11 protein-coding genes and 1 tRNA gene are annotated in these 15,694 nt (G+C 74.7%); 5 read left to right on the top strand and 7 right to left on the bottom strand.

The window, feature by feature from the left end; translation table 11 throughout:
- Positions 1-630: 630 nt before the first annotated feature.
- Together ACI784_RS22810 and ACI784_RS22805 are read right to left on the bottom strand one after the other, a co-directional pair.
- Positions 631-1,926 carry an MFS transporter gene (locus ACI784_RS22810; RefSeq protein ID WP_457015036.1) on the bottom strand — a complete coding sequence of 432 codons (1,296 nt, stop codon included), beginning with the start codon at positions 1,924-1,926 and terminating at the stop codon, positions 631-633.
- Positions 1,919-2,968, bottom strand: a complete 1,050-nt coding sequence (locus ACI784_RS22805; protein ID WP_457015035.1) for an AraC family transcriptional regulator — start codon at positions 2,966-2,968, stop codon at positions 1,919-1,921. Before ACI784_RS22805 ends, ACI784_RS22810 begins: the two co-directional genes overlap by 8 nt.
- A 210-nt stretch (positions 2,969-3,178) precedes the next feature.
- Between ACI784_RS22805 and ACI784_RS22800 the strand changes: the two genes are divergently transcribed.
- On the top strand, positions 3,179-3,421 hold the full coding sequence (locus tag ACI784_RS22800; RefSeq protein WP_457015034.1) for a response regulator transcription factor: 243 nt from the start codon (positions 3,179-3,181) through the stop codon (positions 3,419-3,421).
- Between the two features lie 184 nt (positions 3,422-3,605).
- On the top strand, positions 3,606-6,362 hold the full coding sequence (locus ACI784_RS22795; protein ID WP_457015033.1) for a LuxR C-terminal-related transcriptional regulator: 2,757 nt from the start codon (positions 3,606-3,608) through the stop codon (positions 6,360-6,362).
- 275 nt (positions 6,363-6,637) lie between these two features.
- On the opposite strand, the gene ACI784_RS22790 is transcribed toward ACI784_RS22795, so the two are convergent.
- The 4 genes from ACI784_RS22790 to ACI784_RS22775 form a co-directional block, all read right to left on the bottom strand.
- Entirely contained in the window at positions 6,638-6,730 is a 93-nt protein-coding gene (locus tag ACI784_RS22790; RefSeq protein ID WP_456925464.1) for an LPXTG cell wall anchor domain-containing protein, read from the bottom strand.
- A gap of 442 nt (positions 6,731-7,172) precedes the next feature.
- Positions 7,173-7,246 (bottom strand) — tRNA-Met (locus tag ACI784_RS22785).
- Positions 7,247-7,352: 106 nt separating this feature from the next.
- Positions 7,353-10,298, bottom strand: coding sequence for a UPF0182 family membrane protein (locus tag ACI784_RS22780; RefSeq protein ID WP_457015052.1), 2,946 nt, complete (start codon positions 10,296-10,298; stop codon positions 7,353-7,355).
- A 200-nt stretch (positions 10,299-10,498) separates the two neighbouring features.
- Positions 10,499-11,521 (bottom strand): YlbL family protein, encoded by a 1,023-nt coding sequence (locus ACI784_RS22775; protein ID WP_456925465.1) that lies wholly within the window; start codon positions 11,519-11,521, stop codon positions 10,499-10,501.
- A 112-nt stretch (positions 11,522-11,633) separates the two neighbouring features.
- On the opposite strand from ACI784_RS22775, the gene ACI784_RS22770 reads away from it, so the two are divergent.
- On the top strand, positions 11,634-12,995 hold the full coding sequence (locus tag ACI784_RS22770) for a zinc-dependent metalloprotease (protein WP_457015032.1): 1,362 nt from the start codon (positions 11,634-11,636) through the stop codon (positions 12,993-12,995).
- A gap of 12 nt (positions 12,996-13,007) precedes the next feature.
- On the opposite strand, the gene ACI784_RS22765 is transcribed toward ACI784_RS22770, so the two are convergent.
- A complete protein-coding gene (locus ACI784_RS22765) occupies positions 13,008-13,673 on the bottom strand; it encodes a M48 metallopeptidase family protein (protein WP_457015031.1) in 666 nt (221 codons plus the stop codon).
- A gap of 375 nt (positions 13,674-14,048) precedes the next feature.
- On the opposite strand from ACI784_RS22765, the gene ACI784_RS22760 reads away from it, so the two are divergent.
- Both ACI784_RS22760 and ACI784_RS22755 read left to right on the top strand, forming a co-directional pair.
- On the top strand, positions 14,049-14,201 hold the full coding sequence (locus tag ACI784_RS22760) for a DUF5679 domain-containing protein (RefSeq protein ID WP_012950213.1): 153 nt from the start codon (positions 14,049-14,051) through the stop codon (positions 14,199-14,201).
- A 108-nt stretch (positions 14,202-14,309) separates the two neighbouring features.
- Complete coding sequence (locus ACI784_RS22755) at positions 14,310-15,389, top strand: ThiF family adenylyltransferase (protein ID WP_457015030.1); 1,080 nt, start codon at positions 14,310-14,312, stop codon at positions 15,387-15,389.
- The last annotated feature ends 305 nt before the right edge of the window (positions 15,390-15,694 follow it).

Here is a 15,694-nt window from a genome sequence, read left to right as displayed (position 1 = left end):
CGGGCGGAACGGGGTGCACGGTGGCTTCTGCCACCGGGGCGAGCGCCCCCGTTCGCCGGAGCGAACGCTCACCAGTCGGGCAGGTCTCGATCGACGTCGGCCGCGGGGCGCGCCCACAGCATCGTCCACGCGCCCTGACCAGAACACCAGGACTCAGCGGAGGACCGGCCGGGATGCCGTCGCCTCCGGCTCGGTCGGGGCGGCCCGACCATCACCGGAGCGGCATCGGCGCCGGGCTGCGGACGGACGTGTCCATGAAAGATGACGCGCAACCCCGCCTGGGAGAGACAGAGGCCCTCACCGGGCCGCGGCGCCTCACCGGGCGGGGCCCCAGAGCCTCCAGCCCGTCGCCCAACGCCGACCTGCTGTCCCGGCGGGCGCCGTCGCCGACCACGCCGGCCTGCGCGCCTACCGCCGGGCGCTGCGGCCCGACCGCGGATCACTCTGCGCGGCGCCTCGCCGGCCCTGCGCGGCGTCCTGAGCCAGTTGCACCTGGACCACCACGTCTTGGCGGGCGACGGCGACTGGACCCGGACGAGCCCGAGATGTCCTGACCCGAACGACCGTTGTGCCGGCCGTCAACCCGGCATCCCGGCGGTCCCCACGGTCGACGGCTCCGCAACGGGGGTACTACGAGTCCGTCGCCGGTGTCAGTTCTGTGGCGAGGCCCGGGCGGTTCGGGGTGATCCGCCGTCCGATGGTGAGCACGGCCACGGCGGCGAGGGAGACGACCGGCACGAGCCGCAGCGCGGTCGGCAGCCCGAACCGGTCGGCGAGCGCTCCGGTGACCACCGGGCCGGCGGTCAGGCCGATGAGGTTGTTGGCCAGGGCGAGCATGCCCAGCGCGCTGGCCCGGATCGACGCGGGTGTCAGCTCCGTGACCAGGGCGCCGGCCGGGCCGGAGGTGCCGGCGGCGAAGAAGACCCCGGCGCCGATGAGGGCCAGTTCCGCCGGTCCGGCGGGCACGGAGAAGCCGCCGCCGAGCAGGGCCAGCGAGGCCACTGAATAGCCGATCGCGGTGGTCCAGCGGCGCAGCGGCCGGGTGCGGGCGAGCCGGTCGGTGAGCGCTCCGCAGCCGATCATCCCGACGCCCAGGAGTAGCAGCAGGCCGGCGGCGAGCATGGCGGCGGTCCCCGCGGGGAGCGCGTAGCTGCGGTTGAGGTAGCTGGGCAGCCAGGCCAGCAGGGAGCCGGCGACGAACAGTTGCAGGCCGTTGCCGAGGTAGGTGCACAGCACCGCGGGCGGGGACAGCACCGCCGACAGCGGCGCACGCAACCGAGCCCCGGGCACGGCGTCGCCGGCGTCGGGCACGGTGTGCCGGGCGAGCTTGTCGTCGGTGACCAGCATCTGGAACAGGACGAGGAGCACGAGGCCGAGCACGGCCATCGCCGCGACGGCCCACCGCCAGCCGAACCGGGGGGCCAGGGCGCCTCCGACGGCGATGCCGAGCACGGCGCCGAACGCGGCGCCGGCGGTGAACGCCCCGGACAACGTCGCGCGACGGTGGGCAGGGAAGAGGGCGAGCACGACGGCGAGGCCGACGCTGCCGTAGGCCGCCTCGCCGACGCCGACGAGTACCCGGGCGGCGAGCAGCTGCCCGTAGTCGGCGGCGAGCGCCGAGCCCAGGGTGGCCAGGCTCCACAGCCCGGCCATCGCCAGGATGGCGCGGCGACGGCCGAGTCGGTCGCCGAGCACCGACAGCGGAACGGTGAGCAGCGCGACGGTGAGCGCGACGACGCTGCTCAGCGCGCCGAGCTGGGTGTCGGTCAGCGCCCATTGCGCCTTGAGGAACGGGAACACCGCGGCCAGCACCTGCCGGCACATGAAGTCCGACAGCAGCAGCGCGAACGCCAGCGCGAAGACCAGCCAGGGGTAGTGCGCCCGGGTCGCCCCGGGGACCGGCGGGTCGGCGCCGGCGTCAGGCACGGTCGTCGCTCCCGTGCTGCAGCCGCAGGGTCGATGCGGGCCCGGCGCGGCCGCGCTGGCGCCACTCGGTCGCGGTGGTGCCGAAGTGGCTGCGGAACCACACGGAGAACGCACTGGGCGCGGCGAAGCCCAGCAGATGGGCGATCTCGGTCAGCGAGTAGGTGTCGGTGCCCAGGTACCGCTCGGCCCACCCGGCGCGGATGTCGGTCACGATCGCCGAGAAGCTCTCTCCCTCTTCGGCCAGGTGCCGGTGCAGGGTGCGGGGTGGGACGTGCAGGGCGCGGCTGACGTGCGCCAGGGAACACCGCCCGGTCGGCAGCAGGACTTCCACCATCGAGCGGACCTGCGCGGTCGGGGTCGCCGGAGGTGGGGGGAGCACGGTGTCCAGCAGTCGGCGGGCGTAGGGTCGCAACACCGGATCGGCGGTCACCGTCGGCAGGTCCAGATCGCCGGCCGGGAAGACCACGCCGGTGAACGGCTGGTCGAAGCGCAGGCCCGGGCCGAACACCTGCCGGAACACGGCGAGGTCGGCCGGCGGACGGTGCGCGATGAGGACGGACAGCGGTTGCCAGTCGGCGCGCACCAGCGAGCGCAGCACGCCGAGCAGGTTGGCCACGGTCAGGTCCATGCTCTGGCGGACCGGTACCGGCGCCCCGAACTCCAGCCAGACCTGCACCGTGGCCAGCCCGTCGGCCTCCAGCAGCCGCAGGTCGAGGATGCCGCTGTAGGCCTGCTCGTAGCGGATCAGCAGGTCCAGGGCGCTGCGGAGATCGGGCTCTTCGCGCAGCACCACGCTGAGCGGGCCCAGCGCTGAGAGCCGCCGGCGGCCGGAGAGCCGGACGGCGAAGTCCTCGACGCCGGACTCCGCAGCCGAGCGCTCCAGCAGCCGGGCGACCGGGACGGCGGGGATCCACTTGTCCTGCTCGGCCAGGTCGGCGATGTCCAGCCCCGCGTCGGTCATCAGCCGTGCCGGGTCCAGGCCGACGGAGCGAGCGAGCTCCGGGTAGCCGGTCAGCGCGGCGTAGCGCACGAAACGGTCCATGTGAGCTCCTTCCGCTGCGCCCGGTGGCCAGGATGCGGAAGAGGCCGACCACATCCGTGAAGCGTCTTCGGCTGCGGATTTCTAGCGTGACGGCACCTGGAGCCGCGGCGACCGTACCGGTCGCCCGGCCCCGCGGGGTGCTGCAGAAGTCCGTCGCAACGGACCGGGAGCGGCCGGGTGCGGTGCGACCGTGGGGAACGGAGCGCCGCCATGCCCGATCCGCCCGCTGCCGAATCCGACGGCGCGCGCCACGACGGAAGGCCGGTCCTGTCTGCCCGGGAGATCGACGCGCTGCGCCTGCTCGCCGCCGGTCGATCGACCGCGCAGATCGCCGTGGCCATGTCGATCTCCACGAACACGGTCCGCGCCCGCATCCACCACCTCCGCGCCAAGCTGGACGTCACCAACCGGCAGCAGGTGGTGCCGCGAGCCCGAGACCTCGGACTGCTCTGACCGAGCCCACCCGAGGACCCGGCCAGCGGCCACCGACCGAGGGTGTCCGCTCCGAGGACCAACGGCCCTGTGTCGAGACAGATTGGTTGTGGTCAAGATGACCGCGCACCGCCCGGCAGGCGAGTCACCCGAGAAGCGGCCCGTCGCATCGCCCGTCCGGCCCGACCGGCAGTGGAGCAGACCGATGTTCCAGGCGACTGCGGAGACCCTCCAGGCACGCCGCTCCCGGCCCGAGCACAGCGCCCCGGACTGGACCGGGACGGTCCTGCTGGACAAGTTGAGCCCACCGCCGCTGGGCTTTGCGCCGCTGCCCCGGCCGCGGCTGCTGCAGGCGCTGACCCGCGGGGTGGCCAGCACGCCGGTGACACTGCTGTCCGGCCCCGCCGGTTCGGGAAAGACGGTGCTCGCGGCCACGTGGATGCGCGCGCAGCAGGGCCGCCGCCTGGCATGGCTGTCGGTGGACGCCGGTGACGACGACCCGGCCGTCTTCCCGCCCCATCTCCTGGCGGCGCTGCGGCAGGCCGGGCTGGCCCTGCCGGACCTTCCGGCGCGGGGCTCCGGCGCCCCCGCCGCGGGGGCCTGGCCGACGGGCCTGGCTGCGGCGCTGGCCGCGCAGCCGGAGCCGGTGGTGCTCATCCTCGACAACGCCGACAACCTCACCGCCCGCGAGCTCACCGGCGCCCTGGACCTGCTCGTGCGGCACACCGGTGCGCGGCTGCGGCTGGTGCTGTGCGCCCGCGCCGATCCGCTGCTGCCGCTGCACCGCTATCGGCTCGACGACCGGCTCACCGAGATCCGCACCGACGACCTCGCCTTCACCGCCGAGGAGACCGGCGAGCTGCTGGCCTCTCTCGGCGCCCCGGTGGCCGCCGATGTGGCCGCGGCGCTGCAGCGGGGAACCGAGGGCTGGGCGGCCGCGCTGCGACTGGCCGCCGCCCCGCTCACCCAGGGCATGGACCCCGACCGGCTACTCGCCTCGCTCGCCGCCGACGATGGCAGCGTCGCCCAGTACCTGGTCGCCGAGGTGCTCGAGCACCAGCCGACCGCGGTGCGCCGGTTCCTGCTGCGGGTCAGCGCCACCCGCGAGTTGTGGCCGGAACTGGTCGACTCCCTCGCCGGCCGGCCCGGCGGCGGCCGCATCCTCGCAGGGCTGGCCGCGGAACACGCCTTCGTCGAGCGCGCCGCCGGCGCCCCCGGCGGCTACCGCATCCACGCCCTGTTCCGCGAGCTGCTGCAGGGCCAGCTGGCCTACGAGGACCCGGTCGCGTTCGCCACCGGCCATCACCTCTGCGCGGACTGGTACGCCGCCGCGGGGCGCCTGGCGGTCGCGGTCGAGCACGCCCGCGCCGCCGGCGACCAGAAGTTGGCCGCCCGGCTGCTCATCGACGACCTCGCGGTCGGCCACCTGCTGACCCGCGGCTCCGCCCGCGGGGCTCCGCCGGTGAGCACGGGCGGGCCGGACGCTGCGGTGCTGCGGGCCGCGACTGCGCTCGCCGCGGATCGTCCGGCGGCGCTCCCCGATCTCACCGTCGCCGCGGCGGTCGCCGGCGATTCGGATGCTCGCCCCGCCCTGCGCATCGGCGCGGCCGTCGTCTGCGCCGCCGCCGTGGCCGCCGGCCCGGTCGCCGATCGCGTGCGTGCGGCCGCCGTGACCGCTGAGTCCCTGATCGCGGCGCTGCCCGACGGACAGGCGCAGCGGCGAGCCGAGCTGACCGCCGTGCTCGCCTGCAGCCAGGCCATGGCGCTACTGACCAGCGAGCTCCCCGAACGGGCGCTGCGTGAAGCCTTCGCGCGCGCTCTGGCCGCGGGCCGCGCCTGCGACGCACCCCGGCTGGACGCTCGCTGCCTGGCCGACCTGGCGCTGCTCGAGGCGTTGGTCGGACGGCTGCGGCGCGCGACGAAGCTGGCCGCCGACTACGAGTCCCTCGCCGACGAAGGCCGCCTGCCGGAGCCGGACCGGGCCCCCGCTGCGGCCATCACCGCCGCCTGGGCCGCCGTGGACCGCCACGAACTCGCCACCGCCCGCCGCTGGCTGACCCGTGCCGCGCAACGGCGCCCAGACCTCCAGATCAGCAGCCCGTTGCTCGCCGTGCTGAACAGCCGGCTGCGTCGGGCCCGCGGCGAGCTCGACCCCGCCGAGCAAGCCCTCCAGCCGGCCCTGGACATGGTGGGGACCCCGGGCTGGGTGCGCGAGCACGTCCTCACCGAGGCCATCCGCATCCGCCTCGCCCGCCACGACGGTCCAGGCGCGCAGGGTCTGCTCGACCGCCTGCCGCCCGGCTCGCCGCGGCGCCGAGTGATGCGCGCCACCGCCACGGCTCTCGGGCTGTCCGCCGTCGGCGAAGGCCTCGCGGCTCCCGGCGCGGCCGACGCCGGCGGCCCGCTGCCGCTGGGGCTCGCCGTCGAGGACGCCGTCGTCCGCGCTTGCCTGCTCGCCGCCGCCGGCGACACCGCCACCTCTCTCGCCACGCTGGACAACGCCCTGCACCTGGCCGAACCTGAGCGGCTGCGCCGGCCCTTCCTCGACGCGCCACCGCGGCTGCGTCCGCTGCTGCGCGCCCATCCACCTCTTGCCACCGTCGGCGCCTGGCTCAACCCCACCGCACCGGCCATCCCCACACCCCGCCACCCGGCCGAGGCGATCACCGGGTCACCTGGTCCGAAGCCGCCATCGGCGATCATCGGCGAGCTCAGCCCGCGCGAGCTGGAGGTCCTGCAGCTGCTCGCCGGGATGCTCTCCACCGCCGAGATCGCCGCCGCGCTCTTCATCTCCGTCAACACTGTGCGCACCCACGTCCGCACCATCCTGCGCAAGCTCGGCGCGACCCGCCGCAACGAGGCCGTCCGACGGGCCCGCGAACTGCACCTGCTCGCACCCACCGCCGCGCCCCCCGGGCACGGCTCCGTCGGCGACCGCCGCGTGGAAGGGACGGCGACGTAGAAGACCCCGCCCCGCTCGTTCAGCCGATGGCGACGGGGATGTCATGGAACTCCGGTCCGCGCGAAGGACGTCGCGACGGCCGCGCCGAGGCACGAGTGGAGACGGAGACGGCGGTGCGGCGGTGTCGTGCCGGACAGCTCGCTCCATCGAGTCGTCGATGACGGCGCGTCGAGCCGGACGCGGCGCGGGAGCGGTCCGGCCTCTCGCCGCTGGTCGCCGTGGTTCTCGATGAGTCACCGGGAGGGCGGCGGTCCACGAGCGGCGGGAGGTCCGGGTCAGGGCCGGTGGTTGCGGCGTCGGATGGTGATGACTCCGGCGATGACCAGCAGCAGCGGAAGGATCAGGCCCCACATGAGCCAGCCGTTCATCGGTCGCCCCTCCCTGTCGTGTGAGCAGGACGCCGGTGACGCGCCTGCTCGTGACTGTCAGCCTGCAGCGATCGTCCGCACGCGGCGTCACCCCACGAGGACGAAGACCCGCTCACGCGATGAGAGCCACACCAGGCACCGACGTCCGGCTGATCCGGGTCCGTGACGAGCGAGCCGCCGTTCCGGCCGGAATCGCCCTCCCCGGTGGGCTCGGGCCAGGCTGCCCGGCCGGTGCGCACCCGCGTGCGTGGCGGCCGGCAGAGATCCCTGCTCCCGTCGGGGCTGCAGAGGTGACACGCGGCCGACGCCCTGGCAACGCCCACACAGATGCCTGGGCATCGCCGGCGCACCAGCCGCCCGCACCGGGGCCGGAAACGGCACCGGCCCCTACCGCCAAGCGGTAGGGGCCGGTCCGAGACAGCGGAATCGCACGTCCGCGTAGTAGCGGGGGCAGGATTCGAACCTGCGACCTCTGGGTTATGAGCCCAGCGAGCTACCGAGCTGCTCCACCCCGCGTCGGTAGGACCAGCGTACCCCCTCGCCGGGAGTGGGTGCACCCGGGTCCGGGGTGGGCCTCACCACACGGGTCCGGGGCGGCCGCCCCGGACCCGTGTGGGTGGGCTCAGCCGCCCGGCGACGCCGCGGCGCCCTGGGCGGCCTGGTAGGCCTCGACGGCGGTCTGGAGGTCGGCCAGCGCCTGACCCTGCGCGGCGAAGTCGCCGTTGCGCTGCGCGTTCTCCAGCGCCTGGAGGGCGGCGTTGATGTCGCTGACCGCCTGCTCCATCGCCGGGACGTCCGCCGTCCCGCCCGCATCGGGTGCCGGCTCCACGGGCGTCGTCGGCTCGGCCGGGGTGGTCGGCTCCGTGGGCGTCGTGGGCGTCGGCGTCCCGTCGCTGTCGGTGGCCGACTCCCCCGCCCCGGCGCCGAACACCTGGTCCAGCGCCTCGGCCAGCGTGTTCGCGTAGCCGACCCGGTCGCCGTAGTTGACCAGCACCTTCTGCAGCAGCGGGAAGGAGTTCTCCCCCGTGCCCTCCACGTACAGCGGCTCCACGTAGAGCAGGCCGTTCCCGCCGATCGGCAGGGTCAGCAGGTTGCCGAACACCGCCCGCGACTCCTGGCTGTTGAACAGCGTGAGGTCCGGGCGCACCTGGTTGTTCGTGATGAACGACTGCTGCACCTGCTGCGGACCGCGGAACGGGGTGTTGCCCGGCAGCCGCAGCACCTGGATCTCCCCGTACGTCGCCGGGTCGCTGGACGCGGAGATGAACGACGACAGGTTCTCGCGGCGGAAGGCGTTGAGCGCGCTGGTCAGCTGGAAACTGGCCTGCTCGTCACCGGGCCGCTGCGCCAGGATGTAGTACGGCGGCTGCGCCTCCTGGGTGTCCTGGGTCGGGTCGGCCGGCACCTGCCAGCGGTCGTTCTGGTTGTAGAAGTCGACCGGGTCGCTGACGTGGTAGCGGGTGAGGATGTCCCGCTGCAGCTTGAACAGGTCCTCCGGGTAGCGGACGTGCCCGACCAGCTCGTCGGACATCTGGTCACGCGGCTGGATCACCCCGGGGAAGGACTTCATGTACGTCTCGAGGACCGGGTCGGCCTCGTCCCACTCGTAGAGGGTCACCGTGCCGTCGTAGGCGTCCACGGTGGCCTTCACCGAGTTGCGGATGTAGTTGAACTGCTCGTTCGGCAGCGCCGTCGTCCCGGTGCCGGTCAGCGCGTCGGACGCGGCCTCGCCGAGCTCCATCGACTCCGAGTACGGGTAGGAGTCCGACGTCGTGTAGCCGTCGAGGATCCAGGTGACCCGGCCGTCGATGACCGCCGGGTACGGGTCGCCGTCCACCTCGAGGAACGGCGCGGCCTTCTCCACGCGCTCCCGCGGGTCGCGGACGTAGAGCACCTTCGAGCCGTCGTTGACCGCGCTGGAGAGCAGGAAGTTCCGCTCCCGGTAGTAGATCGCGAAGGTCAGCTGCCGGAAGAAGCTGCCGATCGCGACGCCGCCCTCGCCGTCGTAGGTGTTGTTGATCTGGCCCTCGTCGGAGCCGTCCTCGGGCTGGTCGAACTCGCGCGGCGTGGCCCCCTCGGGAGCACCCACCACCGAGTAGTCGTCGATCAGCTCGCCGTAGTAGATCCGCGGCTGCTCGACGTCGATGTTGCCCACGGTGGGCAGGTCGCGGGTGGTGAAGTTGGGCTCGCCGCCCTCCTGCCCCGCCACGACCTCGTTGGCCGGGGCCGCGACGAAGCCGTTGCCGTGCGTGTAGACGGTGTGCCGGTTGATCCAGGTGTCCTGGTTCTCCGACAGGCCCTCGCTGTCGAGCTCACGGACGGCGACGACGTAGTCGCGGGTCTCGCCGTCGATCGTGTACCGGTCGATGTCCAGCTTCTCCGGGAAGCCGTAGACGTTGCGGATCTGCTGGCGCGCGGTGAACGTGTCGGCCAGGACGTTGGGGTCCAGCAGCCGGGCGTTGGGGATCGTCTCGGTGTCGTTGCGCAGCTCGGCCAGCGCCGCCTGCGTGTCCACCTCGTCGCCGGTGCTCTGCTGCGCGTAGTCGATGTACTCGACGTCGGCGAGGTCGTAGGCCTGCCGGGTCGAGGCGATCGCCCGCTCGATGTAGTCCGACTCCCGCTGGTCGGCGCTGGGCCGCACCACGAACTGCTGCACGATCGCCGGATAGGCCACGCCGATGACCAGGCTCGAGAGGAGCAGCAGCACCAGCGCGGCGGCCGGCAGCCGGAAGTTGCGGACGACGACGTTGGCGAAGAACGCGATCGCGCAGACCGCCGCGGCGAACACGAGGATCGTCTTGGCCGGGAGCAGCGCGTTGACGTCGGTGTAGCTGGCGCCGCTGAACAGCTCGCCGCGGTCGGAGTAGACCAGCCCGTAGCGGTCCAGCCAGTAGGCGGCCGCCTTGAGGGCGACGAACAGGCCGAGCAGGACCGACAGCTGGATCATCGCCGCCGAGGTCAGCTTCTGCCCCGGCGTCTGCAGCCGCAGGCCGCCGAAGACGTAGTGGGTCAGCAGCGCCCCGATCAGCGACAGCAGCACGATCGCGAAGCCGAAGCCCAGCAGCAGCCGGTAGAAGGGGTAGTCGAAGACGAAGAAGGAGGTGTCGAGGCCGAACTGCGGGTCGGTCTGGCCGAAGTCGGTGGAGTTCCGGAAGGTCAGCCACGTCTCCCAGTTGCTCTGGGCGGTGAACCCGGCGAACAGGCCGAGGACGACGGCGACCGCGCTGAGCACCAGGGTGCGGCGCGGCTCCAGGGACTGGCGGTACCGCTCGAGGTTCTGCTGCTCGAGCGACATCGGCCGGAACGTGGGCCGGAACCGGTAGGCGAGGTAGATCGACAGCGCGGTGAGGCCACCGGTGGCGACCCCTGCGATGGCGAACAGCAGGGCACGCGTCTGCAGCTCGGTCCAGAAGACCTCGGTGTAGCCGGTCTCGTCGAACCAGAGGTAGTCGACGTAGACGTTGGTGAGTGTCCCGATGGCCGTGAACAGCACCAGCAGCACGGCGATGGCCCCGATGACCACCTTCGCGCGCCGCGAGAGCGTCGGCACGGACACGGGGGGCCGCATGGCCACGAGCGGTCTCCTTCAGTTGCGGTCGTGGCGGGCAGCCACGGGGTTGCCGGCCGCGGGTGGCCGGGCCGGCCGGCACGGCTGCCGGCGCGGTCCGTCAACCCAGACCAACGCGCGGGACCGCGCCGGGTTCCCCGATCGCCCACTCCGGCCGACAGCTTCCCCCACGCCGGCGACGGCGTGCGGCAGGGGCGTCGTCAGCAGGGTTCCGGTGTCCGGTCCGCGCGGAGGTCGGCGAGGGCCTCGAGGGCGTCGTCGAGCGTGGCGACCCGCGCCGTGGTCAGCCCCGGCTGAGGGGCGGCCAGCGCGTCGGCGCAGTTGTCCGCCGGCACGAGGAACAGCTCGGCGCCGATGTCGGCCGCGGCGACCATCTTCAGCTGGATCCCGCCGATCGGGCCGACGTCGCCGTCGGCGTCGATGGTCCCGGAGCCGGCCACCATGGCACCGCCGGTCAGGTCGGTGTCGCCGACCAGGTCGAGGATGCCGAGGCTGAGCATCAGCCCGGCCGACGGACCGCCGACGTCGGCCACCCGGATGTCGACGTCGAACGGCGCCGAGGGCTGCTCGCGGACGAGCACCCCCAGCAGCGAGCCCCCGCCGTCCTCGGCGGTGCCGGTGGTGACCGTCGCCGTCCCCGGCCGGCCCAGGCGGGTGTAGCCGACGGTGACCGTCGACCCGCCGGGGATCGAGCCCAGGACCTCGTCGAGCGCCTCCGTGTCGGGCGTCGGGCGGCCGTCGACGCTGTCGAGCGCGTCGCCCTCCTCCAGCAGCCCGTCGGAGGGCGAGTCGTCCGACAGCCCCCGCACGACGACCTTGACCGGGTGGCCGAGCTGGGCGAGCGCCGCGGCCTCGGCGGCCTCCTCCGAGCTCAGGAAGGCCTTCCGGTTGGCCTCACGGGTCTCCTCCACGCTGCGCCCGGAGGGGTAGACCGACTCCTCGGGAACGACGCTGACCTCGTCGTCGAACCAGCCCCGCACCGCCTCGACGAGGCTGAGGCCGGCGCGGCTGACCCCGACGGTGGTCAGCGTCAGCTGCCCGTCGACGTCATTGCGCTCGCGCCCCTGGACGTCGATCACCGGCTCGCCGTCGATCTCCCCCAGCGTGTCGAACGTCGGCCCGGGCACCTGCGCGACGTAGGGCACCGGCACCGCGGCGCCGAGCAGCCCGAAGACCACCAGCAGCACGACACCGACGCTGAGGACGGCCATCCGACGGGTCACGACCGGCCAGCCTATGTCGCGCACCTGGACGCGGCCGCGGCCTCGGCGGTTCCCGGTTCCGCTGCGGGCGGACGGCGACCCGGCGGGAAGATCACGCGTCTACCGTGGGGGCATGAGCGATCTCCCGTTCGGCTTCGGCGTCCCCGACCGCGACCCCGAGCGTCGCGGCGAGTCCGGATCGGGGGCCGGCAACGACCCGTTCGGGTTCGGTGCCCTCTTCGGTGGCGGCGGCGCGGGCGCGGGCGCCCCCGAGGAGCTGCTCGCCAAGATGCCCCTGTTCGCCGAGCTGCAGAAGCTCATGAACTGGTCGGGCGGCCCGGTCAACTGGGACCTCGCCCGGCAGGGTGCGATCAGCTCGCTGGCCGCGGGGTCGCAGCCGACGTCGGAGTCCGAGCGCACCGCCGTCGCCGAGGCGCTGCGGCTGGCCGACCTGTGGCTGGACCAGGTGACGGAGCTCCCCTCCGGCGTCGACCGGCCGCTGGCCTGGTCGCGGGTCGAGTGGGTGGAGCAGACCCTGCCCGCGTGGAGCAGCCTCATCGACCCGCTCGCCGAGCGCGTCGTGTCCGCCATGACCGGCGCACTGCCGCCCGAGGCCGCCGCGATGGCGGGACCGCTCGGCGGACTCATGGGCCGCATGGGCGGGGTCCTCTTCGGCGCCCAGGTCGGCCAGGCCCTCGGCCGGCTCTCCGGGGAGGTCCTCACCAGCACCGAGATCGGGCTGCCGCTGGCACCGGCCGGCTCCGGGGTCCTGCTGCCGCAGAACGTCGCCGAGTTCGCCACCGGCCTCGACCGCCCCCTCGACGAGGTGCGGCTCTTCCTGGCGCTGCGCGAGGCCGCCTCCCAGCGGCTGTTCGCCCACGTGCCGTGGCTGCGCCAGCAGCTGCACGACGCCGTGCACGCCTACGCGCGGGGCATCAACGTCGACCGCGAGGCCATCGAGCGCGGCGTCAGCGAGGCGATGGGCTCGATGGGCGGCATCGACCCGACCGACCCCGAGAGCATCCAGCAGCTGCTGGGCAGCGGCCTGCTCGAGCCGGAGGAGACCCCGGAGCAGCAGATGGCGCTGCGCCGGCTGGAGACCCTGCTGGCCCTGGTTGAGGGCTGGGTGGACGCCGTCGTCGCCGCGGCCGCCGGTGAGCGGCTGCCCGGTCACGGCGCGCTCGCCGAGACCATGCGCCGCCGCCGGGCCTCCGGGGGTCCGGCCGAGCAGACCTTCGCCACCCTGGTCGGCCTGCAGCTGCGCCCGCGCCGGCTGCGCGACGCGGCGACGGTCTGGGGTGCGATGGCCCAGCGATACGGCAGCGCCGAGCGGGACCGGCTGTGGTCCCACCCCGACCTGCTGCCCACCTCCGACGACCTCGACGAGCCGCTGGACTTCGTGGCCCGTCAGGGGGCGGACGACGAGTTGCGGCGCCTCACCGCCGACGACGCCGAGCGCCGCCGCGACGCCCCCGAGGAGGGCCCGCAGGGCTGAGCCCGGGGGCGCTCAGTCGACCGGGTCGTCGTCCCCGGTCGACGGGCTCTCGCCCCCGGACTGCGCGACCTCGACGCCCTCGAGGAACCCGCGGGCCCGCTCGGCCCGCGGGTAGCGCGCCACCAGCGCCCAGAAGCGCGCGTCGTGGCTGGGCTCGATGAGGTGGGCGAGCTCGTGGACCAGCACGTAGTCCACGACGTACTCCGGCATCGTGCGCAGCCGGCTGGACAGCCGGATGGTGCGGTCGGCCGGGGTGCACGACCCCCAGCGCCGCTGCTGGTTGTCGACCCAGCGCACGCTCGCCGGCTGCGGGACACCGTCGAGGTGGGTCTCCGAGAGCGCCCGCGCCCGGGCCATCAGCTCGTCGTCCCCACCCAGGGAACGCCGGCGCCGCTCCTCGCGGGTCTGCAGCTTCGCGACCATCTGCGCCACCCAGCGGCGCTCCTCGGCGGGGCTGAAGGCGGCCGGGATGAGGACGACGGTGCGGCCGGACTCCCGGTAGGCGGTCACCGTCCGGCGGCGGCGGGCGCTGCGCCGCACCTCGACGTCGTCCGGGAGCACCGACGCCGACCGCCCGCGCGCCACCCCGGCGCTGGGGACGGCGCGGGCAGCCCGGCGGTCGTCCGGTCGTGCGGCGGGGACGGGGCCGTGCGTGGCGTCGGGGGTCGTTCCGGGCACGCAGGAACCGTAGTTCCCCCGGCCGACGCACCGCGCCAGGACCCGCCCCCGCTCGGGGGTTTGTCGCACGGACGGTGGACACGACGGCGCCCGTCCCGGGGACGCGCCCCGTCCACACCCCCCGGTGCGGTGTTCCCGCAGGTCGGCCGGGAACCAGGGCACTGGTCACAGGCCCCGGCGCGCGCCCGTCCCCGGCCTGCGCACAGCGACACGCCGCCACGTCCCCACGCCCCCCACAGGTCTGTCCACAGGCTGTGGGTCGACGGAGCGGTCGCACCTCCCCGTGGACCGGGGAGGGCGCCCGGCGCCGGGTAGCGTTCCCGGGCAACGGCGCCCGAGACGGGTGCCGAGAGGTCCGGACGACGAGGAGGCACCGTGGCGGAGAGCTACAACGGCTACTGCGTGAAGTGCAAGGAGAAGCGCGACTTCGACGGCGAGGTCAAGGTCAGCGAGTCCGGCCGCCGCATGGCGCAGGGCACCTGCCCCGTGTGCGGCACGAAGATGAACCGGATCCTCGGCAAGGCCTGAGTCCCCGGCCCCGGACGGCGGCGTCCCGCACTGCGGGCGCCGCCGTCGTCGTCCCCGGCCTGTGGACGACGCCAGCGGGCCGGCCGCTCCCGCTGGCACCCTGCCGGCGTGAGTGAGACCGCGCACCCGCTGCTCCCCCCGACCGTCCCCCTGCTGCGGTCGACCACCCCCGGTGGCGACGCCGCGGTGCAGGTGGGTGGTGTCGACACGGCCGACGGCCTGCTCGTGGGCCCCGACACCGGCCTCATCGCACTCCTGCGCGGGCTCGACGGGCGCCGCCCGCAGCGCACCGTGGTCGCCGAGGCCGCCCGCGCCGGTCACGACCCGGCGGCCGTCGCCGATCTGCTCGACGGCCTCCGGGCCACCGGACTGCTGGTCGACCTCGACGCCGCCGACCTGCTGGCCGCCGATGCGGGGCCGGCCGCCGCCGCCCGGACGCGGGCGGAGCTGCCCGCCGCGACCGGGCCGGGCGCCGTGCGGCTCCCGAGGGGCTCGGCGTGGCAGGCACGCCGGGCGGCGGCGGTGGTGGTCGAGGGAGCCACCCGCGTGGGGGTCCCCCTCGCCGCCCTGCTGGCCGCCAGCGGCGTGGGCCGGGTCAGCGTCCGCGACGGCGGCCTCGTCACCGCCGGGGAGGCCGTCGTCGGCGGGCTCGACGCGGCGGACGAGGGGCGTCCCCGGGCCCTCGCGGCGGCCGACGCCGTCCGCAGGGCCAGCCCGCAGACCGACCTCCGGCCCCTGCCGGCCGGCACGTCCCCCGACCTCGTCGTCCTCACCGGCCCGTGGACCGCCTCCGACCCGACGGCCGCGGAGCTGCTGGCCCGCGGTGTCCCCCATCTGGTCGCCACCGTCCGCGGGGAGACCGGCGTGGTCGGACCCCTGGTCGTCCCGGGCGCGAGCAGCTGCCTGCGGTGCGCGGACCTGCACCGCAGGGACGCCGACCCGCGGTGGCCGGCCTTGGCCGCACAGCTGACCGCCGGTGGCGGGGTGCCGGGCGGGGCCACGGTCACCTGCCTGATGACGGCGGTGGTCGCGGCCGTCCAGGCGCTGGCCTACCTCGACGGTCGCGCCGCACCCGTGGCGCTGGGCGCGACCCTGGAGCTGCGCGCGCCGGACCTCCTCCCCCGCACCCGGCGGTGGCCGGTCCACCCGGACTGCGGCTGCACGCCGGTGGTGGCCCCTGTGGGGTGACCCGGCAGGCCTCCGACGGCGCCGTACCTGCCGCTCGGGGGACAATGGCGGCAGAGTGCGCCTGCGGCCCCTCACCGGGGGCAGCCGCGACCGCGGCCGACGAGCGCCAGCGAGGAGGACACGTGACCGAGCTTGCGAGGTCACGCGGGCGCACGGCACCGCCGGTTCCGCGGCCGACGAGCGCCAGCGACGAGCGGCGCGGAACCGAGCTTGCGAGGTCACGCGGGCGCACGGCACCGCCGGTTCCGCGGCCGAGGAGCGCCAGCGACGAGCGGCGCGGAACCGAGCTTGCGAGGTCACGCGGG

Source organism: Geodermatophilus sp. SYSU D01186, assembly GCF_054050215.1.
This window is presented reverse-complemented; position numbering and strand designations above follow the sequence as displayed.

Excerpts from the sequence above, each read along its gene's own strand:
- ACI784_RS22805 (WP_457015035.1), bottom strand. The coding sequence starts at position 2,968 with ATGGACCGTTTCGTGCGCTACGCCGCGCTGACCGGCTACCCGGAGCTC.
- ACI784_RS22800 (WP_457015034.1), top strand. The coding sequence starts at position 3,179 with ATGCCCGATCCGCCCGCTGCCGAATCCGACGGCGCGCGCCACGACGGA.
- ACI784_RS22795 (WP_457015033.1), top strand. The coding sequence starts at position 3,606 with ATGTTCCAGGCGACTGCGGAGACCCTCCAGGCACGCCGCTCCCGGCCC.
- ACI784_RS22790 (WP_456925464.1), bottom strand. The coding sequence starts at position 6,730 with ATGAACGGCTGGCTCATGTGGGGCCTGATCCTTCCGCTGCTGCTGGTC.
- ACI784_RS22780 (WP_457015052.1), bottom strand. The coding sequence starts at position 10,298 with ATGCGGCCCCCCGTGTCCGTGCCGACGCTCTCGCGGCGCGCGAAGGTG.
- ACI784_RS22770 (WP_457015032.1), top strand. The coding sequence starts at position 11,634 with ATGAGCGATCTCCCGTTCGGCTTCGGCGTCCCCGACCGCGACCCCGAG.